At 60.0% G+C, this 21,515-nt stretch carries 25 protein-coding genes; all 25 read left to right on the top strand.

All coding sequences use genetic code 11. The annotated features are described in order from the left end of the window. The first annotated feature begins 3 nt into the window (after positions 1-3). The 25 genes from ACSQ13_RS08750 to nuoH all read left to right on the top strand — a co-directional run bounded on the left by ACSQ13_RS08750 (position 4) and on the right by nuoH (position 21,515). Entirely contained in the window at positions 4-1,527 is a 1,524-nt protein-coding gene (locus tag ACSQ13_RS08750; RefSeq protein WP_295511998.1) for an AMP-binding protein, read from the top strand. A 34-nt stretch (positions 1,528-1,561) separates the two neighbouring features. Next, positions 1,562-3,166 carry a carboxyl transferase domain-containing protein gene (locus ACSQ13_RS08745; RefSeq protein WP_176249385.1) on the top strand — a complete coding sequence of 535 codons (1,605 nt, stop codon included), beginning with the start codon at positions 1,562-1,564 and terminating at the stop codon, positions 3,164-3,166. Between the two features lie 10 nt (positions 3,167-3,176). After that, positions 3,177-3,593: an ASCH domain-containing protein gene (locus tag ACSQ13_RS08740; RefSeq protein WP_295512000.1), complete on the top strand. Its 417-nt coding sequence runs from the start codon at positions 3,177-3,179 to the stop codon at positions 3,591-3,593. A gap of 131 nt (positions 3,594-3,724) precedes the next feature. After that, positions 3,725-5,674, top strand: a complete 1,950-nt coding sequence (locus ACSQ13_RS08735) for an acetyl-CoA carboxylase biotin carboxylase subunit (RefSeq protein ID WP_176249383.1) — start codon at positions 3,725-3,727, stop codon at positions 5,672-5,674. Next, entirely contained in the window at positions 5,671-6,324 is a 654-nt protein-coding gene (locus ACSQ13_RS08730) for a glutathione S-transferase family protein (RefSeq protein ID WP_176249382.1), read from the top strand. The genes ACSQ13_RS08735 and ACSQ13_RS08730 overlap by 4 nt, the downstream gene beginning before the upstream one ends. A 53-nt stretch (positions 6,325-6,377) precedes the next feature. After that, positions 6,378-7,235, top strand: a complete 858-nt coding sequence (locus ACSQ13_RS08725) for a hydroxymethylglutaryl-CoA lyase (RefSeq protein ID WP_295512002.1) — start codon at positions 6,378-6,380, stop codon at positions 7,233-7,235. Continuing rightward, complete coding sequence (locus tag ACSQ13_RS08720; protein WP_176249380.1) at positions 7,235-8,020, top strand: crotonase/enoyl-CoA hydratase family protein; 786 nt, start codon at positions 7,235-7,237, stop codon at positions 8,018-8,020. The genes ACSQ13_RS08725 and ACSQ13_RS08720 overlap by 1 nt, the downstream gene beginning before the upstream one ends. Before the next feature lie 53 nt (positions 8,021-8,073). Continuing rightward, positions 8,074-8,973 carry an NAD-dependent epimerase/dehydratase family protein gene (locus ACSQ13_RS08715; protein ID WP_295512004.1) on the top strand — a complete coding sequence of 300 codons (900 nt, stop codon included), beginning with the start codon at positions 8,074-8,076 and terminating at the stop codon, positions 8,971-8,973. Between the two features lie 170 nt (positions 8,974-9,143). Further along, complete coding sequence (locus tag ACSQ13_RS08710; protein ID WP_176249378.1) at positions 9,144-9,509, top strand: NADH-quinone oxidoreductase subunit A; 366 nt, start codon at positions 9,144-9,146, stop codon at positions 9,507-9,509. Then, positions 9,500-10,036, top strand: a complete 537-nt coding sequence (locus ACSQ13_RS08705) for a NuoB/complex I 20 kDa subunit family protein (RefSeq protein ID WP_176249377.1) — start codon at positions 9,500-9,502, stop codon at positions 10,034-10,036. The genes ACSQ13_RS08710 and ACSQ13_RS08705 overlap by 10 nt, the downstream gene beginning before the upstream one ends. Before the next feature lie 9 nt (positions 10,037-10,045). Then, a complete protein-coding gene (locus ACSQ13_RS08700; protein WP_176249376.1) occupies positions 10,046-10,651 on the top strand; it encodes an NADH-quinone oxidoreductase subunit C in 606 nt (201 codons plus the stop codon). Further along, positions 10,651-10,824: a hypothetical protein gene (locus tag ACSQ13_RS08695; protein ID WP_295512008.1), complete on the top strand. Its 174-nt coding sequence runs from the start codon at positions 10,651-10,653 to the stop codon at positions 10,822-10,824. The genes ACSQ13_RS08700 and ACSQ13_RS08695 overlap by 1 nt, the downstream gene beginning before the upstream one ends. Further along, positions 10,824-12,047, top strand: coding sequence for an NADH-quinone oxidoreductase subunit D (locus ACSQ13_RS08690; RefSeq protein ID WP_176249733.1), 1,224 nt, complete (start codon positions 10,824-10,826; stop codon positions 12,045-12,047). The genes ACSQ13_RS08695 and ACSQ13_RS08690 overlap by 1 nt, the downstream gene beginning before the upstream one ends. Positions 12,048-12,128: 81 nt before the next feature. Further along, on the top strand, positions 12,129-13,394 hold the full coding sequence (locus ACSQ13_RS08685) for an NADH-quinone oxidoreductase subunit E (protein ID WP_295512010.1): 1,266 nt from the start codon (positions 12,129-12,131) through the stop codon (positions 13,392-13,394). A gap of 33 nt (positions 13,395-13,427) precedes the next feature. Next, positions 13,428-14,417, top strand: coding sequence for an endonuclease (locus ACSQ13_RS08680; protein ID WP_295512012.1), 990 nt, complete (start codon positions 13,428-13,430; stop codon positions 14,415-14,417). 22 nt (positions 14,418-14,439) lie between these two features. Beyond that, a complete protein-coding gene (locus ACSQ13_RS08675; RefSeq protein WP_176249373.1) occupies positions 14,440-14,667 on the top strand; it encodes a DUF5337 domain-containing protein in 228 nt (75 codons plus the stop codon). A gap of 73 nt (positions 14,668-14,740) precedes the next feature. Continuing rightward, the gene (gene nuoF / locus ACSQ13_RS08670; protein ID WP_176249372.1) at positions 14,741-16,036 is read left to right on the top strand and encodes an NADH-quinone oxidoreductase subunit NuoF; all 1,296 of its coding nucleotides are present in this window, start codon (positions 14,741-14,743) and stop codon (positions 16,034-16,036) included. A gap of 2 nt (positions 16,037-16,038) precedes the next feature. After that, entirely contained in the window at positions 16,039-16,446 is a 408-nt protein-coding gene (locus ACSQ13_RS08665) for an MAPEG family protein (RefSeq protein ID WP_176249371.1), read from the top strand. 40 nt (positions 16,447-16,486) lie between these two features. Next, a complete protein-coding gene (locus ACSQ13_RS08660) occupies positions 16,487-16,723 on the top strand; it encodes a hypothetical protein (protein ID WP_176249370.1) in 237 nt (78 codons plus the stop codon). Continuing rightward, on the top strand, positions 16,723-17,217 hold the full coding sequence (locus ACSQ13_RS08655; protein WP_176249369.1) for a DUF3291 domain-containing protein: 495 nt from the start codon (positions 16,723-16,725) through the stop codon (positions 17,215-17,217). Before ACSQ13_RS08660 ends, ACSQ13_RS08655 begins: the two co-directional genes overlap by 1 nt. 4 nt (positions 17,218-17,221) lie before the next feature. Continuing rightward, positions 17,222-17,548, top strand: a complete 327-nt coding sequence (locus tag ACSQ13_RS08650) for a hypothetical protein (protein WP_255200135.1) — start codon at positions 17,222-17,224, stop codon at positions 17,546-17,548. 115 nt (positions 17,549-17,663) lie between these two features. Beyond that, entirely contained in the window at positions 17,664-18,065 is a 402-nt protein-coding gene (locus ACSQ13_RS08645) for a DUF5333 domain-containing protein (protein WP_176249368.1), read from the top strand. 4 nt (positions 18,066-18,069) lie between these two features. Continuing rightward, a complete protein-coding gene (gene nuoG / locus ACSQ13_RS08640) occupies positions 18,070-20,085 on the top strand; it encodes an NADH-quinone oxidoreductase subunit NuoG (protein ID WP_295512013.1) in 2,016 nt (671 codons plus the stop codon). A 14-nt stretch (positions 20,086-20,099) separates the two neighbouring features. After that, the gene (locus tag ACSQ13_RS08635) at positions 20,100-20,468 is read left to right on the top strand and encodes a hypothetical protein (protein WP_176249731.1); all 369 of its coding nucleotides are present in this window, start codon (positions 20,100-20,102) and stop codon (positions 20,466-20,468) included. Positions 20,469-20,474: 6 nt separating this feature from the next. Continuing rightward, positions 20,475-21,515, top strand: coding sequence for an NADH-quinone oxidoreductase subunit NuoH (gene nuoH, locus ACSQ13_RS08630; protein ID WP_176249366.1), 1,041 nt, complete (start codon positions 20,475-20,477; stop codon positions 21,513-21,515).

The following is a 21,515-nucleotide window of genomic DNA, read 5'->3' as shown; positions in this document are numbered from 1 at the left end:
GCGATGGCTGGCCCCTTGCCCGGTCTGGATATGTCGGGGGCGTGGGACATTCCTGCGCGGCTGAACATGGCCGCACAATGTCTGGCGCAGGATGCAGGCCGCACGGCGATTATTGATTTGACGGGCGATGTCCGCAGGGATGTCAGCTATGGCGATCTGTCCGGGATGGCCGATGGTCTGGCGCGCAGCTTGCTGCCCCGCGTGCGGGCGGGCGACCGCGTCGGGGTCTTGCTTAGCCAAAGCCCGTGGTGTGCGGCGGCCCATCTGGCGATCTGGAAAATTGGTGCGATTTCAGTGCCTTTGTTCAAGCTCTTCAAGTATGACGCGTTGAAATCCCGCGTGCAGGATGCTGGCATCACGCTGGTGCTGACCGACGCCGAAGGGCGCGATCTTCTGGATGATCTGGCCGAGGCATGGATGGCGCAAACCGTGGGCATCGCGGGCGATCCGGTACCCTTTGCCGATACCGGCCCGGACGATCCGGCGGTGCTGATTTACACATCGGGCACCACGGGCAGCCCCAAGGGCGCGCTGCACGGCCACCGCGTTCTGACCGGGCATTTGCCCGGCGTATCGCTGAGCCATGATGTGTTGGGCGCGCAAGGCGATTGCCTGTGGACCCCTGCGGATTGGGCATGGATCGGCGGGCTGTTTGACGTGTTGATGCCCGCGCTGGCCTTGGGTGTGCCCGTGGTCGCGGCGCGGTTGCCCAAATTTTCGCCCGAAGACTGCGCGCGCATCATCGCGGATGGCGGCGTGCGCAACGTGTTCTTTCCACCAACGGCGCTGCGGATGCTCAAGGCGGCGGGGGCCGAAATTTCAGGTTTGCGCTCGGTCGCGTCGGGCGGTGAACCGCTGGGCGCGGAGATGCTGGCATGGGGCCAAAGCGCCTTCGGCCTGACGATCAACGAATTTTACGGCCAGACCGAATGCAACATGGTCGCGTCCAGTTGCGCCGCGCGGTTTGCGGCCCGTGCGGGCTGTATCGGCAAGGCCGTGCCGGGCCATGACGTGGCGGTGATCGACAGTGATGGCACCCCCACATTGGCCGAAGGCGATGTCGCGATCCGGCGTGGGTCTGCGGCGATGATGCTGGGCTATTGGCAGCGCCCCGAAGCCACGGCCGAAAAATTCCGCGGCGACTGGATGATCACCGGCGATCGCGGCATCTGGGAAGGCGACTATTTGCGCTTTGTCGGCCGCGAGGATGACGTGATCACCTCGTCGGGCTACCGCATTGGCCCCGCCGAGATCGAGGACTGCCTGCTGACCCATCCGGATGTCGCGACCTGCGGTGTGGTGGGCAAACCGGACGCCCTGCGCACCGAAATCGTCAAGGCCTATGTGGTGCGCAAAACCGGCAGCAGCGTTGACGCGGCAACCCTGCAAGACTGGTGCAAAACCCGTCTGGCCAGCTATTCCTACCCGCGCGAAATCACCTTTCTGGATGCGCTGCCGATGACCGTGACGGGCAAGGTGATCCGCAAAGACCTCAAAGCGCTTGCCACAAGCGAGCAGACCCCGTGACCGCTGTCCAATTGATACACCCAAGGAGACCCACATGAAGCTGATCTCGCAGGCGCTGCCCTCATCCGAAGGCTTCAAAGCCAACGAAGCCGCCCATCTTGAAGCGTTGCAAACCGTGCGCGAAGCGTCCGAGGCGGCTGCATTCGGGGGCGGTGAAAAATCACGTGCCCGCCACGAGAGCCGGGGCAAGATGCTGCCGCGTGAACGGGTGGCGAACCTGCTGGACCCCGGATCGCCTTTCCTCGAGGTTGGCGGGCTGGCGGCGCACGGCCTTTATGGCGGGGCGGCCCCTTGTGCGGGCGTCATCGCGGGCGTGGGGCAGGTGCATGGCATCGACTGCATGATCGTGTGCAATGACGCGACGGTTAAGGGCGGCACCTATTTCCCGATGAGCGTCAAGAAACACCTGCGCGCCCAGGAAATCGCCGAGGAAAACCATCTGCCCTGCATCTATCTGGTCGACAGTGGTGGCGCGAACCTGCCCAATCAGGACGAGGTCTTTCCCGACCGCGACCACTTTGGCCGGATTTTCTATAATCAGGCTCGGATGAGCGGCAAGGGCATCCCGCAGATCGCGGTTGTGATGGGGTCGTGTACCGCCGGTGGGGCCTATGTGCCGGCGATGTCCGATGTGTCGATCATCGTCAAGGAACAGGGCACGATCTTTCTGGCCGGCCCGCCGCTGGTCAAGGCCGCGACAGGCGAAGTCGTGACCGCCGAAGACCTTGGCGGCGGCGACGTGCACACCCGTCTGTCCGGTGTTGCCGATTATCTGGCCGAGGATGACGCCCATGCGCTGGCGCTGGCACGCCGTGCCGTGGCGGGGCTGAACCGTGCCAAACCCGCCACCGTGCAATGGCAGCCCAGCGAGGAACCCGCCTATGACCCCGCCGAGATGCTGGGCGTTGTCCCCGCCGATCTGCGCACGCCCTACGACATCCGCGAGGTGATCATGCGGCTGGTAGATGGCAGCCGCTTTGACGAATTCAAATCGCGCTATGGTGAAACGCTGGTCTGCGGCTTTGCCCATGTCAAAGGCTGCCCTGTGGGCATCATCGCCAATAACGGGGTCCTGTTTTCGGAATCTGCGCAAAAAGGCGCGCATTTCGTCGAGTTGTGTTCGCAGCGCAAGATCCCGCTGGTGTTCTTGCAAAACATCACCGGTTTCATGGTGGGGCGCAAATACGAGAACGAAGGCATCGCCCGGCACGGGGCCAAGATGGTGACTGCCGTAGCATCCACCAACGTGCCGAAAATCACCATGCTGGTGGGCGGGTCATTCGGTGCGGGCAACTATGGCATGGCCGGGCGGGCCTATTCCCCGCGCTTTATGTGGACATGGCCCAATTCGCGGATTTCCGTCATGGGGGGCGCGCAGGCGGCAGGGGTTCTGGCCACGGTCAAGCGCGATGCGATTGAACGGGCTGGCGAAAGCTGGAGCGCGGAAGACGAGGCCAAGTTCAAGCAGCCCACGATCGATATGTTCGAGGAACAGTCGCATCCGCTTTATGCCTCGGCGCGGCTGTGGGATGACGGCGTGATCGACCCGCGCAAAAGCCGCGATGTGCTGTCGCTGTCGCTGCGGGCCAGTTTGAATGCACCGATCGAGGACACACGCTTTGGCGTGTTCCGGATGTGAGGGGATCGCCATGATAAAGACATTACAACAGATCGTCGATGCCAATCCGGAGGCGGAAACATTCCGCTTTGGCGACAACCCGAAACTATGTGCCGAGATCATCGCCTTGGTGCGGGCCGGCAAAAAGACCGCCACCTGCGAGGCCGCATCGGCCTATGGCGCGGGCGGGGATGCATACCCCGAGATTGGCCGCCGCGACATCGCGCTGAACTGGGATGGCACGCCTGCCTTTATGATCGAAACGGTCGAGGTATCGACCCGTCGTTTCAACGAGATGGACGCCGAATTTGTCGCCGCGCAGGGCGAGTTTCGCGATCTGGCCGACTGGCGCGAAAAATACGAGGCGTATTTCCATCGTAGCGGCGGGTTCAAGCCAGACATGAAGCTGATGTGTGAACGGTTCAAGCTGATTGAGGATTTCGCCTGATGGGAGCTTTTTCGGTGATCGCGAGGGATTGCTGGGGGCCGGCCCCCAGACGCAGGGTTTGCTGGGGGCCAGCCCCCAGACCCCCGGAGTTTATCTGGCAAAATGAAGATAAGGTTTAAGGGGATTGGGTGATGTTTGATACAATTTTGATTGCGAACCGGGGCGAGATTGCCTGCCGTGTGATGGAAACGGCTCAAGCCATGGGCGTGCGCTGTGTCGCGGTTTATTCGGATGCGGATAGGTCGGCCAAGCATGTGGCGATGGCAGATACCGCGGTGCATATCGGCGGGTCTGCCCCGGCGCAGAGTTATCTGCGTGGTGAGGTGATCATTCAGGCGGCCCTGGACACGGGCGCGCAGGCGATCCATCCGGGCTATGGGTTTTTGTCAGAGAACCCCGATTTTGTGGATGCTGTCGAGGCGGCGGGGTTGGTGTTTATCGGACCATCGGCCAAGGCGATCCGTGCGATGGGATTAAAAGACGCCGCTAAGGCCTTGATGATAAAGGCAGGTGTACCGGTTGTGCCGGGCTATCACGGGGCCGATCAGGGCGATGCCCTGCTGGCGGCCGAGGCGGGCAAGATCGGCTATCCGGTGTTGATCAAGGCCGTTGCGGGTGGCGGTGGCAAAGGCATGCGGCTGGTCGAGGCGGCGGACGGGTTTCAGGCCGCGCTGGACAGTGCGCGCTCCGAGGCGAAAACCGCCTTTGGCAATGCCGATGTGCTGGTCGAGAAATTCGTGACCAAGCCGCGTCATATCGAGGTGCAGGTGTTCGGGGACGGCACCCGTGCGGTGCATCTGTTCGAGCGCGATTGTTCGCTGCAACGGCGCCACCAGAAGGTGATCGAGGAAGCGCCGGCCCCCGGCATGACCGCTGAAATGCGCGAGGCCATGGGGCAGGCGGCGGTGACGGCGGCCGAGGCGATCGGCTATGCCGGTGCGGGCACCATCGAATTTATTGTGGACGGGTCGGACGGGCTGCGCCCTGACGGGTTCTTTTTCATGGAGATGAACACGCGGTTGCAGGTGGAGCACCCCGTGACCGAGGCGATCACCGGCGTTGATCTGGTCGAATGGCAATTGCGCGTGGCGGCGGGGGAAAGCCTGCCGATGCGCCAGGATGCGTTGGGCATTCAGGGCCACGCGTTCGAGGCGCGGCTTTATGCCGAGGATGTGCCGAAAGGCTTCTTGCCTGCGACAGGCACGCTGACCCATCTGGCGTTCCAGAACGGAGCCCGTGCCGATAGCGGTGTGCGGGCGGGGGATACGATCAGCCCGTTTTACGACCCGATGATTGCCAAGATCATCGTGCATGGGCCGACGCGGGAAATTGCCCTGTCCAAGCTGCGCTCGGCTTTGAAGAATTGCGAAGTGGGCGGCACTGTTACCAACCTTGCGTTTCTGGGCGCGCTGGCCGGGCATGACGGCTTTGGTGCGGGGGATGTGGATACCGGGTTGATTGGCCGCGAGATCGACAGCCTGACTGTCGCGCCCGACGTGCAGCCGCGTCATGCGGCGCTGGCAGGCATGGCGGCTTTGGGTCTGCTGCACGCGGGCAGCGATACGGGGTTCACCTTGTGGCAGCCGTTGGTGCGTCAGGTCGGTCTGACCTGGGGCGGGGAGGATCACCTGTTGAAGGTGCAGGTGCTGTCGCCAAGCGAACAGCTTTGGCAGGTCGACGGGACCGAGGTTGTGGCCCGGCGTGCGGGCAGCGGCTGGCAGGTCGGCGGGCACAGTGCAGCGGCTGTTGCGGTGAAGGACGGTCAGGTCACGGTCTTTGACGGTTACGGATTGGTGTTCGAGGTGATCGACCCGCTGGCCCGTGCGGCCGGGGGCCACGGCGATGGCAATCTGGTCGAGGCACCGATGCCGGGGCTGGTGCGCAGTGTCGATGCTGTTGTGGGGCAAGCGGTTGCCAAGGGCGACCGTCTGGCGGTGCTGGAGGCGATGAAGATGGAACACAGCCTGCTGGCCGCGCGGGATGGGATTGTGGCCGAGGTCTTGGCCGTGGCCGGCGATCAGGTCGAAGCAGGGGCGGCGCTGGTGCGGCTGGAGCCCGAAGCCGAGGCGGACGCGGCATGATCACCCTGCACCACGTTCCGCAGAGCCGGTCGATGCGCAGCCTGTGGTTGCTCCATGAACTGGATGTGCCGTTTGAAGTCGTGGTGCATCCTTTTGACAAATCCCTGCGCGATCCGGCCTATCTGGCGATTTCGCCCGCGGGGCGCGTGCCGTCGCTTGAGATCGACGGCGAGGCGATGTTCGAGACCGGCGCGATTGGCGAATATTTGTGCGAGCGGTTCAGCCCCGAGGGGCTGGGCCGGATGCCCGGCACGCCGGAGCGCCAGCAGTGGCTGGTCTGGATGCATTTTGCGGAAACCGTCAGCCAGCATTGCGCAGCCCTGACCCAGCAACATGTGGCCTTGCGCGATGATGCCATGCGCAGCCCGATTGTGATGAAATTGGAAGCCGCACGGGTGAAGAAATGCTATGATGCCATTGAGGCGCGTCTGGAGGGGCGGGATTATCTGCTGTCCAGCGGGTTTACGGCTGCCGATATCGGGGTCGGGCAGGCCGTTTACATGGGGCAGTTTTTCGCCAGGACCGACGACCATCCAAGGGTGGCTGCGTGGTTTGGCCGGCTTTCGGAGCGGGCGGGGTTCGTTAAATCCCTGCCTACGGAAGGGGCCTTGTTTGAACAGGGGTTTTTCGAACCTTGGCCGGTCGTGTGAGGCCAATGGCGTTATTTTGAGTTTATTTGGCAAAATGAAGGGGAGGGACGGAAATGGACAAGGGCGTTTGTGAAATATTCGAGGTGGGGCCTCGGGACGGGCTTCAGAACGAGGCGCGCGAAATTCCGGTGGCCGAAAAGATTGCCTTGGTCGATTTGCTAAGCCGGGCCGGGTTTTCACGGATCGAGGTGGCGAGTTTTGTCAGCCCCAAATGGGTGCCGCAAATGGCGGGATCGGGTGAGGTTCTGGCCGGGATTAAACGTGCCGAGGGGGTGCGCTATGCAGCGTTGACGCCGAACATGCGCGGCTATGAGGATGCGGTGGCGGCCAAGGCCGATGAAATCGCGATCTTTGCCTCGGCCAGTGAGGGGTTCAGCAAGAAGAACATCAACGCCAGCATTGACGAGGCGTTCGAGCGTTTCGCCCCCATTCTGGAAGAGGCGCGGCATGTGGACATGCCTGTAAGAGGCTATGTGTCTTGCGTCATCAAATGCCCCTATGACGGGGTGGTATCGCCTGCGCAGGTTGCTGCGGTGGCCGACCGGCTGTTTGCCATGGGATGTTACGAGGTGTCTTTGGGCGATACCATCGGCGCAGGGACGCCTGACAGCATTGCCAAGATGCTGCTGGCGGTGCGTGATGTTGTCCCTGTGGGGCGGCTTGCGGGGCATTTTCACGATACCAACGGGCGGGCGATTGATAATATTGATGCGTCGCTGTCCATGGGGGTGCGGGTGTTTGATGCGGCTGTTGGCGGTCTTGGCGGGTGCCCCTATGCGCCCGGTGCGGCGGGCAATGTAGCGACCGAGGCGGTGAATGCGCATCTGACCGCGCTCGGGTATAAAACGGGGCTGGATCAAGCCTTGATCGAGGAAGCCGCCGCCATGGCGCGGCAGATGAGGACCGGCTGATGTACGAGACGATAAGGGTCGAGACAGACCCGCGCGGGGTCGCTACGCTGACGCTGGCGCGTGAAGACAAGCACAACGCCATGTCGGCGCAGATGATCGCGGAGCTGAGCCAGGCGGCGGCGCAGCTGGGTGCGGATGACAGCGTGCGGGTTGTCATTCTGACCGGTGCGGGCAAGTCGTTTTGCGCGGGCGGCGATCTGGGCTGGATGCAGGCGCAGCGCGATATGGATGCGGCCACACGGTCGGCCGAGGCTGGCAAGCTGGCCGCGATGCTGGGCGCGTTGAATGCGCTGCCCAAGCCGTTGATCGGGCGGGTGCAGGGCAACGCCTTTGGCGGCGGGGTCGGGATGGCGTCGGTCTGCGATGTGGCGGTCGGTGTAGATACCCTCAAGATGGGGTTCACCGAGACGCGGCTGGGCATCATCCCGGCGACCATCGGCCCCTATGTGCTGGCCCGCATGGGCGAGGGGCGCGCGCGGCGTGTGTTCATGTCGGCGCGGTTGTTCGGGGCGGATGAAGCCGTTGATCTGGGCCTGCTGGCGCGGATCGTTCCGGCTCAGGACCTTGATGCCGCAATCGAGGCCGAAGTCCTGCCCTATCTGTCTTGCGCACCCGGTGCGGTCGCCGCGGCAAAGCAATTGGCCCGCGATCTGGGGCCGCGGATTGACGCCGAGGTTGTGGGGCACACCATCGCGGCGCTGGCCGCAAGATGGGAGACCGACGAAGCCGCCGAGGGAATCGGTGCGTTTTTCGACAAGCGCAAACCGGCATGGATCAAGGCTTGACCGCGACCCGTGTTGCGTTACCTCGGACGTAGAAGACACACTGGGAGGGCATGATGCGGATTTTGTTTACAGGCGGCAGCGGCAAGGCGGGGCGGCATGTGGTGCCCTATCTGATGGATCAGGGGCATCAGGTGTTGAATGTCGACCTTGTGCCGCTGGACTATCCCGGTGTCGACAACCGCATTGCCGATATGACCGATGCCGGGCAGATGTTCGACGTCATGCAAAGCTATGCCAATCTGGGAGAGCTGGAACCGGGCCACGGTATGCCGCGCTTTGATGCGGTGGTGCATTTTGCAGCGATCCCGCGCATTCTGATCCGCTCTGACAACGAGGTGTTTCGGGTGAACACCCTTGGCACCTATAATGTCATCGATGCCGCGCTCAAGGCCGGGGTGCGCAAGGTGATCTTTGCGTCCTCCGAGACGGCATATGGCATCTGCTTTGCCGATGGAGAGGTCAAACCGCAGTATATCCCGATGGACGAGGACCACCCGACCGTCCCGCAAGACAGCTATGCCATGTCCAAGGTCTGTAACGAGGCGACGGCGCGCAGTTTTCAGGCGCGCACGGGGGTCGATATTTACGGGCTTCGAATCAACAACGTGATCGAGCCTGATGAATATGCACGGATTTTTCCGAATTTCATCGACGACCCCGACCAGCGCCGCCGCAATATCTTTGCCTATATTGATGCGCGCGATCTGGGGCAGATGGTGGCCCGCTGCCTAAAGACGGACGGGCTGGGCTATGAGGTGTTCAATGTCGCCAATGACGACCATTCGGTGGACCGCACAACGTCGGAATTGATCGCACAATATTATAAAGACGTCCCGCAAACCCGCGAGATGGGCGAAAACGAGACATTTTTTACCAACGCAAAGGCCCGCGCGCTGCTTGGCTTTGCGCCCGAACACAGCTGGCGGGATTATGTCGATGCGCGCAGGAAATAGGCAACCCCAGAGCCACTGATCTGCCCGCTCATCCATGGTGAAACGGAAACCCTCAAAAATGGCGGGTTCGGTTGACCCTGACGAGGCGGCGGAGTAAACCCCATTCAGTCAGGTTCGCAGCCTGACAGGTAAGGCGCATAGCCGCGCCAGATACGCAAAGGAGCTTCCCCTTGGACGAGATGATGCGGGAATACCTGCCGATCCTTATTTTCTTGGCTGTTGCCATTGGCCTTGGCCTTGTTTTGATATTGGCCGCCGTGGTCATTGCGGTGCGTAATCCGGACCCTGAAAAAGTGTCGGCCTACGAATGTGGCTTTAACGCATTTGACGATGCACGGATGAAATTCGACGTACGGTTCTATCTTGTGTCGATTCTTTTCATTATTTTTGACCTCGAAATTGCATTTCTCTTTCCCTGGGCCGTCGCCTTTCAGGATGTGAGCATGGCCGGTTTCTGGTCGATGATGGTTTTCTTGGCCGTGCTGACCGCCGGTTTTGCGTATGAATGGAAAAAGGGAGCTTTGGAATGGCAGTAGCAGCCGCCGGGGCCTATTCGGCCGGGATGGACCGCGATGTGGCCACCCAAAACCTGAACAAGGAACTGCAGGACAAAGGGTTCTTGCTGACCTCGACCGAAGACCTGATCAACTGGGCGCGCACCGGTTCGCTGCACTGGATGACCTTTGGTCTGGCCTGTTGCGCGGTCGAAATGATGCACACCTCGATGCCGCGCTATGACCTTGAACGGTTCGGCACAGCCCCGCGCGCATCCCCGCGCCAGTCCGATCTGATGATCGTGGCCGGTACGCTGACCAACAAGATGGCACCCGCCCTGCGCAAGGTCTATGACCAGATGCCCGAGCCACGCTATGTGATCTCGATGGGGTCTTGTGCCAATGGCGGCGGGTATTACCACTACAGCTATTCCGTGGTGCGCGGCTGTGACCGGATCGTGCCCGTTGACGTTTATGTACCCGGCTGCCCGCCCACGGCAGAGGCGCTGTTGTACGGTATCATGCAATTGCAGCGCAAAATGCGCCGCACCGGCACAATTGTTCGCTAAGGGGCTGATATGTCAGAACAACTGAACGAACTTGGCGCTTACATCGAAGCGAAACGCCCTGACTGCATCCTGGGTTGGGACATCTCCTTTGGCGAGCTGAACATGGACGTGACCCAGGCGAATTTGCCGGGTCTCGTGGAATTCATCAAAGGTGACGCAACCTGCCGCTTTACCTCGCTGGTTGATATCACGGCTGTGGATTACCCCGGGCGGGCCAAGCGGTTCGACGTGATCTACCACTTCTTGTCGATGTTCCAGAACCAGCGCATCCGCCTGCGGGTCGCCGCCCGCGAGGAAGACATGGTGCCGTCGATCGTCGACATCCACCCCTCCGCCAACTGGTTCGAGCGTGAAGTGTTCGACATGTTCGGCATCCTGTTCGCAGGCCACCCGGATTTGCGCCGCTTGCTGACCGACTATGGTTTCCGCGGCCACCCGCTGCGCAAGGATTTCCCGACCACCGGCTATACCGAAGTCCGCTATGACGAGGTCGAAAAGCGCGTTGTTTATGAACCCGTGTCGCTGGTTCAGGAATACCGCCAGTTCGATTTCATGTCGCCCTGGGAAGGTGCCGAATACATTCTTCCCGGCGACGAAAAGCCGGAGGCGAAGTGATGGGAGGCATCTGGTGGTTTGTTCTTTCAGCCCTCACAATCATCCCGATGGTGCGGCTTTTGCCGTTCTTCGGGATCAACAAATACTGGGCTGCGGCCTGCGTCGTCCCCTTTGGCGTGATCGCCTTGCTGTGGTGGATGGGCGTCAAACTGGCCGAGTTGGAGCGTAAATGATGGACGGTACCAAAGGTTTCGAAGACGCCCTGACAGGCGAACAGAAAATCCGCAATTTCAACATCAACTTTGGCCCGCAGCACCCTGCGGCCCACGGCGTTTTGCGTCTGGTGCTTGAACTGGACGGCGAGATCGTCGAACGGTGCGACCCGCATATCGGCCTGCTGCACCGTGGCACCGAAAAGCTGATGGAAAGCCGCACCTATCTGCAAAACCTCCCGTATTTCGACCGGCTCGATTACGTGGCCCCGATGAACCAGGAACATGCCTGGTGTCTGGCGATTGAAAAGCTGACCGGCGTTGTCGTGCCGCGCCGCGCTTCGCTGATCCGCGTGCTTTATTCCGAAATCGGCCGCATCCTGTCGCACCTGCTGAACGTCACGACGCAGGCGATGGACGTTGGTGCCTTGACCCCGCCGCTTTGGGGCTTTGAGGAACGCGAAGATCTGATGATCTTTTATGAACGCGCTTGCGGTGCCCGTCTGCACGCGGCCTATTTCCGCCCCGGCGGTGTGCATCAGGATCTGCCACCGGCCTTGCTGGACGATATCGAAACCTGGTCGCATAAATTCCTGTCCGGCTTCATGGTCGACATCGACGAATTGCTGACCGAAAACCGCATTTTCAAACAGCGCAATGTCGATATCGGTGTTGTCAGCACCCAAGACATCCAGGATTGGGGTTTTTCGGGCGTGATGGTGCGCGGGTCTGGCATGGCCTGGGATTTGCGCCGCGCGCAGCCCTATGAATGCTATGACGAATTCGACTTCCAGATCCCGACGGGCGTGAATGGCGACTGCTATGACCGCTACCTTGTCCGCATGGAAGAAATGCGCCAGTCGACCTACATCATCCAGCAGGCCATCGCGAAACTGCGCGCACCCGAAGGGCAGGGCGATGTGCTGGCACGTGGCAAGATCACACCGCCCAGCCGCTCCGCGATGAAGACCGACATGGAAAGCCTGATCCACCACTTCAAGCTGTACACCGAAGGGTTCCACGTTCCCGCCGGCGAAGTCTATTGCGCGGTCGAAGCGCCCAAGGGCGAATTCGGCGTGTATCTTGTCGCTGACGGTACCAATAAACCCTACCGCGCCAAATTGCGCGCGCCGGGCTATCTGCATCTGCAAGCCATGGATTATCTGGCCAAAGGCCACCAGCTGGCGGATGTCGCGGCCATCATCGGTACGATGGACATCGTCTTTGGCGAGGTCGACCGTTGAGCCTGCCCGCCGTTTTCATTTTGCAAAATAAACTCCCGCCGGAGGCACCTGCCGTCTCTGCCAGAACGAAAGCCTGATCTGATGCTGCGCCGTCTACACCCTGACCAACCGACAAGCTTTGCCTTTACCCCCGACAACCAGGTATGGGCCGAAGCGCAGATCACCAAATACCCCGAAGGCCGTCAGGCCAGCGCGATCATCCCGCTGTTGTGGCGTGCGCAGGAACAGGAGGGCTGGCTCAGCCGCCCTGCAATCGAACATGTGTCCGACATGCTGGGGCTGGCCTATATCCGTGGTCTCGAAGTTGCGACATTCTACTTCATGTTCCAGCTTCAGCCCGTGGGCGAAGTCGCGCATTTCCAGATTTGTGGCACCACATCCTGCATGATCTGCGGTGCCGAAGACCTGATCGCGGTCTGCAAGGAAAAGATCGCTGCCAAGCCCCATGAAATCAGCGCTGATGGCAAGTTTTCGTGGGAAGAGGTCGAATGTCTCGGAGCCTGTTCCAACGCACCCATGGCCCAGATCGGCAAGGATTATTACGAGGATCTGACCACCGAGGGTTTCTCGGCGATGATCGACGATATGGCAGCGGGCAAAGTGCCGGTTCCCGGTCCCCAGAACGGCCGCTACGCGTCCGAGCCTTTGTCCGGTTTGACCAGCCTCACGGATCACGACAGCGGCAAGACGCAATATAACGCCAGCGTCCAGTTGGCGGTTGATATTGGCGATACGTTGAAACGGATCGACGGGACAGAAGTGCCGTTTTCCGCCCCTTGGCAGGGCAAAGATGCCGGCAAGACATCCGGCAAACCCGCGAAACGCGACGATCTGATGCCGCCGGCTGGCCCCGATGGTGCCCAAGGCGGGCGCACCGCAGCAGAGCAAGCCGCGCCGCGCAATGTCGGTGACAGTTCCGACAAAAAATCCGAAGCCCCCGGCGAAGCCAAAGGTGTCAAAGCCGTCGGCAAACCGGCACAGGGCAGCGTTGCCCCGGCGCCGAAAACACCCAAAGCCAAGCCTGCCGTGGCCGAAAATAACGCCCAAGCAGGGGGTACGAAACCTGCGATGCTTGATGCGCCACGGGGTGGGGCTGCGGATGATCTGAAGCTGATCAAGGGCATCGGACCAAAGCTTGAAAAGATGGTTAACTCATTGGGTTTCTTCCATTTTGACCAGGTCGCCAACTGGACAGCAGATGAACTGGCTTGGGTCGATCAGAACCTTGCCGGCTTCAAGGGCCGCGCGACCCGCGACGCTTGGGTTGATCAGGCCAAAAAGCTGGCCGCAGGCGAGGAAACAGAATTCTCGTCCCGCGCCAAAAAAGATGATATCTATAAGGCATAATAGATCATCTTGAATGGCAACAAAGGGACGGACATGACAAATTTGACAGAAAAAGAACAGTGTAAACGTGGGTGCACCTGGTGGGGGGCCGGTATCGGCCTTGGTGCCGCTCTTTTGTTTTGGGCGATCTTTGGCTGGGGTTTTTTCCTGTCCGTTATCCTTGGTATCGTTTTCGGTGTGGTGGCTTTTTTCGTTCTGTCAAACATCTGGTGTGACAAGATTTCCGATGCGCCTGTTGCGTCTGCCGCAGCGCCATCTTCCGCCGCATCTTCTGGCGCTGCTGCGACCGCTTCGGCGACAGCGGCCCCCGAAGCGCCTGTTGCGTCTGCCGCACCTGCCGCGCAGGCTTCTGCCGATGTTGCGCCCGCCCCATCCGAGGCCGCTGCAAGCGCCCCCGATGCTGCTGCCGCCGCACCTGAAAAGGCGGCATTTTCCGGGATGAAGCCCAGCACGCCTTTGAAGGGCCAGCAAGAACTGGCCGCGCGCAAGGGTACCTATAAATACGAAGCGCCCAAGGCCGAAAAAGCCCCGGCGAAAAAGACCGCAGCCCCCAAGAAGGCCGTGGCCTCTGGGAAAGCCGTAGCTGCTGCGCCCGAAAAGGCGGCTCCGGTCAAGAAAACCGCAGCCCCCAAGAAAACCGCAGCCCCCAAGAAAGCCGCAGCACCCAAGCAAAAAACCGCGCCGAAGAAAACAGCCGCCGCGCCAGTTGCGCCTGCGGCGTTTGTGGATGTCCCTGCCGACACGGTTCAAAGCCAGCCCAAAACCCTGACCCAGGCGCGGGCAGGTGGGGCGGATGACCTCAAGCGTATCAGCGGTGTGGGCCCCAAGCTGGAACAGACCCTGAACGAGTTGGGGTTCTATCACTTTGACCAGATCGCCAATTGGGGCGCGCAGGAAATTGCATGGGTTGACGCGCGGGTTCGCTTTAAGGGCCGCATCGCGCGTGACAACTGGATGGAGCAGGCAAAAATTCTGGCTGCTGGCGGCGAGACCGAATTCTCTGCCCGCACCAAGAAAACCTGAAGCCTGACGTGGTGCCTGACAAATGACCGAAGAAGAAAACATCGCACTCGCCCGCAAGGGCCGGATGGTGGCGTTGGTCATCGCAGGCACCATGTTGCTTTGGATTGCCCTGCAGTGGCTTGCGCCGCAGTTCGGGTTGCCGGGGCGCTATGCCTTGTTGTTTGACTTTGCTGCCTTGGGTGCCTTGATCTGGGCGATGGTTAATATCTATCAGATGCGCAAGGCCCGCGCGGCAAGCCGCAACGACTAAAAGAAAACGCGGTACGCCGCACAGGAATAGAACAGTAAGCGCAGCACTGCTGCGAGACATAAAGGGAAGCGACATGCTCCAGGATCAAGACCGCATCTTTACCAATATCTACGGTATGCACGACCGGACGCTGAAGGGCGCGCAGGCGCGTGGCCATTGGGATGGCACGGCGAATATCCTGAAGAACGGCCGCGAATGGATTATCGACCAGATGAAGGCGTCAGGCCTGCGCGGTCGGGGTGGTGCGGGTTTCCCGACCGGTCTGAAATGGTCTTTCATGCCCAAGGAAAGCGACGGCCGCCCCAGCTATCTGGTGGTGAACGCCGATGAATCCGAGCCCGGCACCTGTAAAGACCGCGAAATCATGCGCCACGATCCGCATACGCTGGTCGAAGGCTGTCTGATCGCCAGCTTCGCCATGCAGGCCAACGCCTGCTATATCTACATCCGCGGCGAATATATCCGCGAAAAAGAGGCGCTTCAGGCCGCGATTGACGAGGCCTATGATGCGGGTCTGGTGGGCAAGAACGCCTGCAAATCCGGCTATGATTTCGACATCTATCTGCACCACGGAGCAGGGGCCTATATCTGCGGCGAAGAAACCGCATTGCTGGAAAGCCTTGAGGGCAAAAAAGGCATGCCGCGCATGAAGCCGCCATTCCCTGCGGGTGCCGGTCTGTATGGCTGCCCGACCACGGTGAACAATGTGGAATCGATCGCCGTTGTGCCAACGATCCTGCGCCGCGGGCCCGAGTGGTTCTCGAGCTTTGGCCGCCCCAACAATGCGGGCACCAAGCTGTTTGCGATTTCCGGTCACGTCAACAACCCTTGCGTCGTCGAAGAAGCGATGAGCATCGGCTTTGAAGAACTGATCGAAAAGCATTGCGGCGGTATTCGCGGTGGCTGGGACAACCTCAAGGCCGTTATTCCGGGCGGGTCGTCTGTTCCGATGATCCCCGGCGCACAGATGCGCGACGCGATCATGGATTTCGATTACCTGCGCGAGCAGCGGTCGGGTCTGGGTACGGCTGCGGTTATCGTCATGGATAACTCTACCGACGTGATCAAGGCGATCTGGCGTTTGGCCAAATTCTACAAGCACGAAAGCTGTGGCCAGTGCACGCCGTGCCGTGAAGGCACCGGCTGGATGATGCGCGTGATGGACCGTCTCGTGACCGGCGATGCCGAACCCGAAGAAATCGACATGCTGCTGGACGTGACCAAGCAAGTTGAAGGCCACACAATCTGTGCCCTCGGCGATGCGGCGGCCTGGCCGATCCAGGGTCTGATCCGTCACTTCCGTGACGAAATCGAAGACCGTATCAAGCACAAGCGCACCGGCCGCGTCAGTGCCGTGGCGGCGGAATGATCATGGAAGCATTTGCCGCCTATAGCCATGCCATCGCATCCCTTGCCCTTTGGGCGCTGTTGATCAGCGTTTTGGGTGCCGCATCGACCCGTGGGCGTACCCCCGAAAACCGGTGCGACTGTGGCAAGCCCAAGCGGAATTACGACGATCCGTGGTACCGCAGTGAACGTGCGTTCATGAATGCCGTTGAAACCTCCGGCCCGTTTATCGCGACCACAGTTGCGGCAATTCTGATCGGTGCTTCGCCGTTCTGGGTCAACCTGTTTGCGTCGGTGTTTATTGTGGCACGTGCTGTAATGGCGTTTGTTCACATCCGCACAACCAATCAGGCGGCGCGGTCGCTGTGCTTTGGCATCGGATTGTTCTGCATTCTGGCACTGGTGATCATGACAGTGGTCGCGGCCTTTTAAAGGGGCTGCTGCCAGCGCTTGGCCGCAACAAGGAACGCGCATGGGATTTTTCCGCAATATCTGGGACGGTCTGCTAAGCCTTGCTGCGGCTTTGGTAACCCTCGCGGTTTTTGCGACACCCGTTTGGGCGACGCATCTGGCGATATCGGCCAAAGTCGTGCCGGTGTGGACCTATGCGGCGCTGGTGGGGTTGATCTATATCGGCGGCAATCTGGCCATCGCCTTTCTGCGCAAAGCGCTGGATGGCGTGGCCCCCTTGCGTGATCGGAGACGGTGATGGACGACATGCATCTGGCCGAGCTGAACGTCGGGCGGCTTTTGGCCCCAACAGGTGACCCGCGTGTCGCCGAATTTATGGACAACCTTGACCGGATCAATGGCATGGGCAAGCGGATGCCCGGCTTTGTCTGGATGATGGAAGGGTCGGGCGAACCGGGGACGGGCAACACCGATGCCAAGATCGACGGCGACCCGCAGCATGTTTCAAACCTGACGGTCTGGGAAGACGTTGAAACCCTTGAGCAATTCGTCTGGGGGACCATTCACAAACAGTTCTATGCGCGGCGTCGTGAATGGTTTGAAGTCTTGGATAAAATGCATTTTGTGATGTGGTGGGTCCCAAAAGGCCATCGCCCCACTTTGGAAGAAGCACTGGCGCGACTGGACCATTTGCGCGAAAACGGCGACAGTGACCATGCGTTTGGCTGGGCGCATCTGAAACAGGCAACGCGCTGGCGCAGCGACGGGTGCCAAGCCACAGCGGCGGAGTAAAACTATGAAGTTTATTGTTTGTGCATTTATGGCCACGGTGGCCTTGGCGGGCTGCACGTCCCAAGAGGACCGGATCGCCTTTGATGGCAAGTTTTTCAAGACCAAGATCAGCAAGGTTGATGGCCAACGTGACGTGTTCACGCTGGTGGTCAAGAACGCGTCGCAGTCGATTGACGGTGCCCGCGAGGCCGCGCGTTACGAGGCGACGGTATATTGCGTGAACACCTATGGCAGTTCCGATATCATGTGGGTTGTGGGGCCGGATACCCCTTCGGAAAATTTGCAGCTCGTTGGGGATAGTTTGACCTTTTCTGGGTCTTGCCCTTCGTGATGGTTTGCGCGACACACGGCATGCAAATGGCTGATTTCGGGATGTTATTGCATAACAACCATGTCGGTTCCCATATGCAGACGGGGCATTCCGCCCCCTGCATGAGGAGAGTAAGATGCGTAACGTATTGATTGCTGTGGTGTCTGTGGCGCTGCTGGCCAGCCCTGTCGCTGCGAAGTCACCGCTGCGTGATGTGGCGGCTGTAGATGGCGCGTTGCTGGACTTGGGACTGGCCGACAAGATTCGCAAGGAATGCCCCGATATTTCCGCCCGCATGATCCGCGCCATCAGTTATTTGAACAATATCCAGCAAACCGCGCGGTCTTTGGGGTATACAGATGCCGAAATTGACGCCTACCGCAAAAGCCCCGAAGAAAAAGCGCGCATGAAAGCCCGTGGTGCTGCATATTTAGAGGCAAATGGGGTCGATACTTCCGATCCACAAAGCTATTGTACGTTAGGCCGCGCAGAAATCCAAAAATCGAGCCGTATAGGTTCGTTACTGAGAGCGAAGTAAGCATATGAGCGATATCCGCAAGATCATCATTGACGGTAAAGAAGTTGAAGTCGAAGGGGCAATGACGCTTATTCAGGCGTGCGAGGAAGCGGGCGTGGAAATTCCACGTTTCTGCTACCACGAACGTCTGTCGATTGCGGGCAATTGCCGGATGTGTCTTGTCGAAGTTGTCGGCGGTCCGCCCAAGCCAGCCGCGTCTTGCGCGATGCAGGTGCGCGATTTGCGCCCCGGCCCCGAAGGCCAGGCACCGGTTGTCAAAACCAATTCGCCCATGGTTAAAAAGGCCCGCGAGGGCGTGATGGAATTCCTGCTGATCAACCACCCGCTGGATTGCCCGATTTGCGATCAGGGCGGCGAGTGTGACTTGCAGGATCAGGCGATGGCATATGGCGTTGATTTCAGCCGTTACCGTGAGCCCAAGCGCGCGACCGAAGATCTTGATCTGGGGCCACTGGTTGAAACCCACATGACGCGCTGCATTTCCTGCACCCGTTGCGTTCGTTTCACCACAGAAGTTGCCGGCATTCACCAGATGGGCCAGACGGGCCGTGGGGAAGACGCCGAGATCACAGCCTATCTGGGGCAGACGCTTGATTCGAACCTTCAGGGCAACATCATTGATCTGTGCCCCGTTGGTGCCTTGGTGTCGAAACCATATGCCTTTACCGCGCGCCCTTGGGAATTGTCCAAAACCGAATCCATTGACGTGATGGATGCGCTTGGGTCCAACATCCGTGTTGATACCAAAGGCCGCGAAGTCATGCGCATGTTGCCACGCAACCATGACGGCGTGAACGAAGAATGGATTTCCGACAAAACCCGCTTCGTCTGGGACGGCCTGCGCCGCCAGCGTCTGGATACACCTTACATCCGTGAAAACGGCAAGCTGCGCAAAGCCGAATGGCCCGAAGCGCTGGCCGCTGTCGCCACCGCGATGAAGGGCAAGAAAGTTGCCGGTCTGATCGGTGATCTGGTTCCGGTCGAGGCTGCATTCGCCTTGAAGCAGATGATCGAAGGGCAGGGCGGCGTCGTTGAATGCCGCACCGATGGTGCAAAGCTGCCAGCGGGCAACCGGTCCGGCTATGTCGGGACGGCGGCGGTCGAGGATATCGACACGGCCCAAGCGATCATGCTGATCGGTACGAACCCCGCGATCGAAGCACCTGTTCTGAACGCGCGCATTCGCAAGGCGTGGTCACGCGGTGCCAATATCGGTCACGTCGGCCCTGCTGCCGATCTGACCTATGAACATGCGCATTTGGGCGATGGCCCATCGGTTCTGGCCGATCTGCTCAAGCGCGACCACACCGAGGTGGCGGACAAGCCGTCCTTGGTCATTGTCGGCATGGGCGCATTGGCCCGCGAAGACGGTGCCGCGGTTCTGGCCGCAGCGATGGCCTTGGCCGAAGCAACGAAATCGGGCTTTATGGTGCTGCACACTGCGGCGTCCCGTGTGGGCGCAATGGATATCGGCGCTGTCACCGACGGTGGCGTTGGTGATGTCGTGGCTGCCGATGTTGTCTATAATCTTGGCGCGGACGAGGGTGACATCCCTGCCGGACCATTCGTGATTTACCAAGGCTCGCACGGGGATCGCGGCGCACATCGTGCCGATATCATCCTGCCCGGTGCCGCCTATACCGAAGAAGCAGGCCTGTTTGTGAACACGGAAGGACGGCCCCAACTGGCGGCTCGTGCCAGCTTTGCACCCGGTCAGGCCAAGGAAAACTGGGCCATCCTGCGTGCGCTAAGCGCCGAATTGGGGGCCACGCTTCCGTTCGATTCGCTGGCCGCCTTGCGCAAGGCATTGGTTGCCGAGGTTCCGCATCTGGGGAACGTCGATCAGGTTGCTGAAAACGACTGGCAAGCTGTGGTACAGGGCAAAATGGCGGATGCGGCGTTCCAGCCTGTGATCGCTGATTTCTACCTGTCCAACCCCATCGCGCGGGCCAGCCAGTTGATGGCAGAGCTTTCGGCAAATGCCAAAGCCCGCCGCGAAGCGCCTTTGGCGGCAGAGTGAGGGTTTTGGGGATGATGATACTCCCTGCATTTATGGCCGCCTGCGAAGCGCAGGTGCCCATGGCAGAGGATTTTATCCCTGATTATCAAGGCGTGGAGACCAAGTTGCTTGACGGCGATCTGGTTCAGTTCAACGTGGCAATGACCAAGGCGCGGTCAGCTGATAACGTGGCAGAATACGCGGAATGTGCGGCGGCGCGGTATACTTTGATCCGGGGCTTTGGATTTGCCCGTCACGTGCGCACAAATGTTGAGATCGTGGGTGGCGTCTGGCACGCAGATGCTGTTTACACCATCTCGCCAAGCCTGCCACGGGGCTTGAAGACAATTGATGCCGAAGTAACCGTGCAAAATTGCATGGAACGCGGCATACCGACGGTGTGAGGACCTATGGCTGACTTCTTTTTTAACACCACGCTGGGCATGATCCTGCTGATTATCGGGCAGATCCTTTTGATCGTCGTGCCTTTGCTTCTGGCGCTTGCCTTCCTTATGTATGCAGACCGCAAGATCTGGGCGAGCGTTCAGCTTCGTCGGGGTCCGAACGTGGTTGGTATATATGGTTTGCTGCAATCCTTTGCGGATTTCGGCAAATACATCGTCAAAGAGATCGTCGTGCCTGCGGGTGCGGACCGGCCCGTGTTCTTCCTGGCCCCGATGGTCAGTCTGGTCATGGCGCTGGTTGCCTGGGCGGTGATCCCGTTCAATGACGGTTGGGTGTTGTCCGACATCAACGTCGCGATCCTGTTCGTCTTCGCGGTTTCCTCTCTCGAGGTGTATGGCGTGATCATGGGCGGGTGGGCCTCGAACTCCAAATACCCCTTCTTGGGCAGCTTGCGCTCTGCCGCGCAGATGATCTCTTACGAGGTGTCGATCGGCTTGATCATCATCGGTGTGATCATTTCCACCGGATCGATGAACTTTAGCGGCATCGTTGCAGCACAAGACAGCGACTATGGCTTGCTAAGCTGGTACTGGTTGCCGCACTTCCCGATGTTGATCCTGTTCTTTATCAGTGCCTTGGCTGAAACAAACCGCCCTCCATTCGATCTGCCCGAAGCGGAATCGGAATTGGTGGCTGGCTATCAGGTTGAATATTCATCCACCCCGTTCCTGCTGTTCATGATCGGCGAACTGGTTGCCGTCGTGTTGATGTGCGCGCTGATCTCGCTGATGTTCTTTGGCGGTTGGTTGTCCCCGATCCCGGGCCTGCCTGATGGCATCTTCTGGATGGTCGCCAAAATGGGTCTGGTGTTCTTCTTCTTCTCCTTGGTCAAGGCGATCACACCACGCTACCGCTATGACCAGTTGATGCGCTTGGGCTGGAAAGTCTTCCTTCCGTTCTCGTTGTTCTGGGTGGTTTTCGTTGCCTTTGCCGCAAAATTCGAATGGTTCTGGGGTGTTTACGCACGCTGGACAGTAGGGGGCTGA

It is taken from the genome of Sulfitobacter sp. SH22 (genome assembly GCF_965641905.1).
Classification (GTDB): domain Bacteria; phylum Pseudomonadota; class Alphaproteobacteria; order Rhodobacterales; family Rhodobacteraceae; genus Sulfitobacter.
Note: the sequence above shows the minus strand (reverse complement) of the source record. Positions and strands in the feature narration are given on the sequence as shown.

Coding starts and splice junctions, on each gene's coding strand:
- ACSQ13_RS08660 (WP_176249370.1), top strand. CDS start 16,487: ATGGGATTTTTCCGCAATATCTGGGACGGTCTGCTAAGCCTTGCTGCG.
- ACSQ13_RS08720 (WP_176249380.1), top strand. CDS start 7,235: ATGTACGAGACGATAAGGGTCGAGACAGACCCGCGCGGGGTCGCTACG.
- ACSQ13_RS08665 (WP_176249371.1), top strand. CDS start 16,039: ATGGAAGCATTTGCCGCCTATAGCCATGCCATCGCATCCCTTGCCCTT.
- nuoH (WP_176249366.1), top strand. CDS start 20,475: ATGGCTGACTTCTTTTTTAACACCACGCTGGGCATGATCCTGCTGATT.
- ACSQ13_RS08705 (WP_176249377.1), top strand. CDS start 9,500: ATGGCAGTAGCAGCCGCCGGGGCCTATTCGGCCGGGATGGACCGCGAT.
- ACSQ13_RS08650 (WP_255200135.1), top strand. CDS start 17,222: ATGAAGTTTATTGTTTGTGCATTTATGGCCACGGTGGCCTTGGCGGGC.
- ACSQ13_RS08695 (WP_295512008.1), top strand. CDS start 10,651: ATGGGAGGCATCTGGTGGTTTGTTCTTTCAGCCCTCACAATCATCCCG.
- ACSQ13_RS08745 (WP_176249385.1), top strand. CDS start 1,562: ATGAAGCTGATCTCGCAGGCGCTGCCCTCATCCGAAGGCTTCAAAGCC.
- ACSQ13_RS08645 (WP_176249368.1), top strand. CDS start 17,664: ATGCGTAACGTATTGATTGCTGTGGTGTCTGTGGCGCTGCTGGCCAGC.
- ACSQ13_RS08740 (WP_295512000.1), top strand. CDS start 3,177: ATGATAAAGACATTACAACAGATCGTCGATGCCAATCCGGAGGCGGAA.
- ACSQ13_RS08735 (WP_176249383.1), top strand. CDS start 3,725: ATGTTTGATACAATTTTGATTGCGAACCGGGGCGAGATTGCCTGCCGT.
- ACSQ13_RS08685 (WP_295512010.1), top strand. CDS start 12,129: ATGCTGCGCCGTCTACACCCTGACCAACCGACAAGCTTTGCCTTTACC.
- ACSQ13_RS08700 (WP_176249376.1), top strand. CDS start 10,046: ATGTCAGAACAACTGAACGAACTTGGCGCTTACATCGAAGCGAAACGC.
- ACSQ13_RS08680 (WP_295512012.1), top strand. CDS start 13,428: ATGACAAATTTGACAGAAAAAGAACAGTGTAAACGTGGGTGCACCTGG.
- ACSQ13_RS08690 (WP_176249733.1), top strand. CDS start 10,824: ATGGACGGTACCAAAGGTTTCGAAGACGCCCTGACAGGCGAACAGAAA.
- ACSQ13_RS08725 (WP_295512002.1), top strand. CDS start 6,378: ATGGACAAGGGCGTTTGTGAAATATTCGAGGTGGGGCCTCGGGACGGG.
- nuoG (WP_295512013.1), top strand. CDS start 18,070: ATGAGCGATATCCGCAAGATCATCATTGACGGTAAAGAAGTTGAAGTC.
- ACSQ13_RS08750 (WP_295511998.1), top strand. CDS start 4: ATGGCTGGCCCCTTGCCCGGTCTGGATATGTCGGGGGCGTGGGACATT.
- ACSQ13_RS08730 (WP_176249382.1), top strand. CDS start 5,671: ATGATCACCCTGCACCACGTTCCGCAGAGCCGGTCGATGCGCAGCCTG.
- ACSQ13_RS08635 (WP_176249731.1), top strand. CDS start 20,100: ATGATACTCCCTGCATTTATGGCCGCCTGCGAAGCGCAGGTGCCCATG.
- nuoF (WP_176249372.1), top strand. CDS start 14,741: ATGCTCCAGGATCAAGACCGCATCTTTACCAATATCTACGGTATGCAC.
- ACSQ13_RS08675 (WP_176249373.1), top strand. CDS start 14,440: ATGACCGAAGAAGAAAACATCGCACTCGCCCGCAAGGGCCGGATGGTG.
- ACSQ13_RS08655 (WP_176249369.1), top strand. CDS start 16,723: ATGGACGACATGCATCTGGCCGAGCTGAACGTCGGGCGGCTTTTGGCC.
- ACSQ13_RS08715 (WP_295512004.1), top strand. CDS start 8,074: ATGCGGATTTTGTTTACAGGCGGCAGCGGCAAGGCGGGGCGGCATGTG.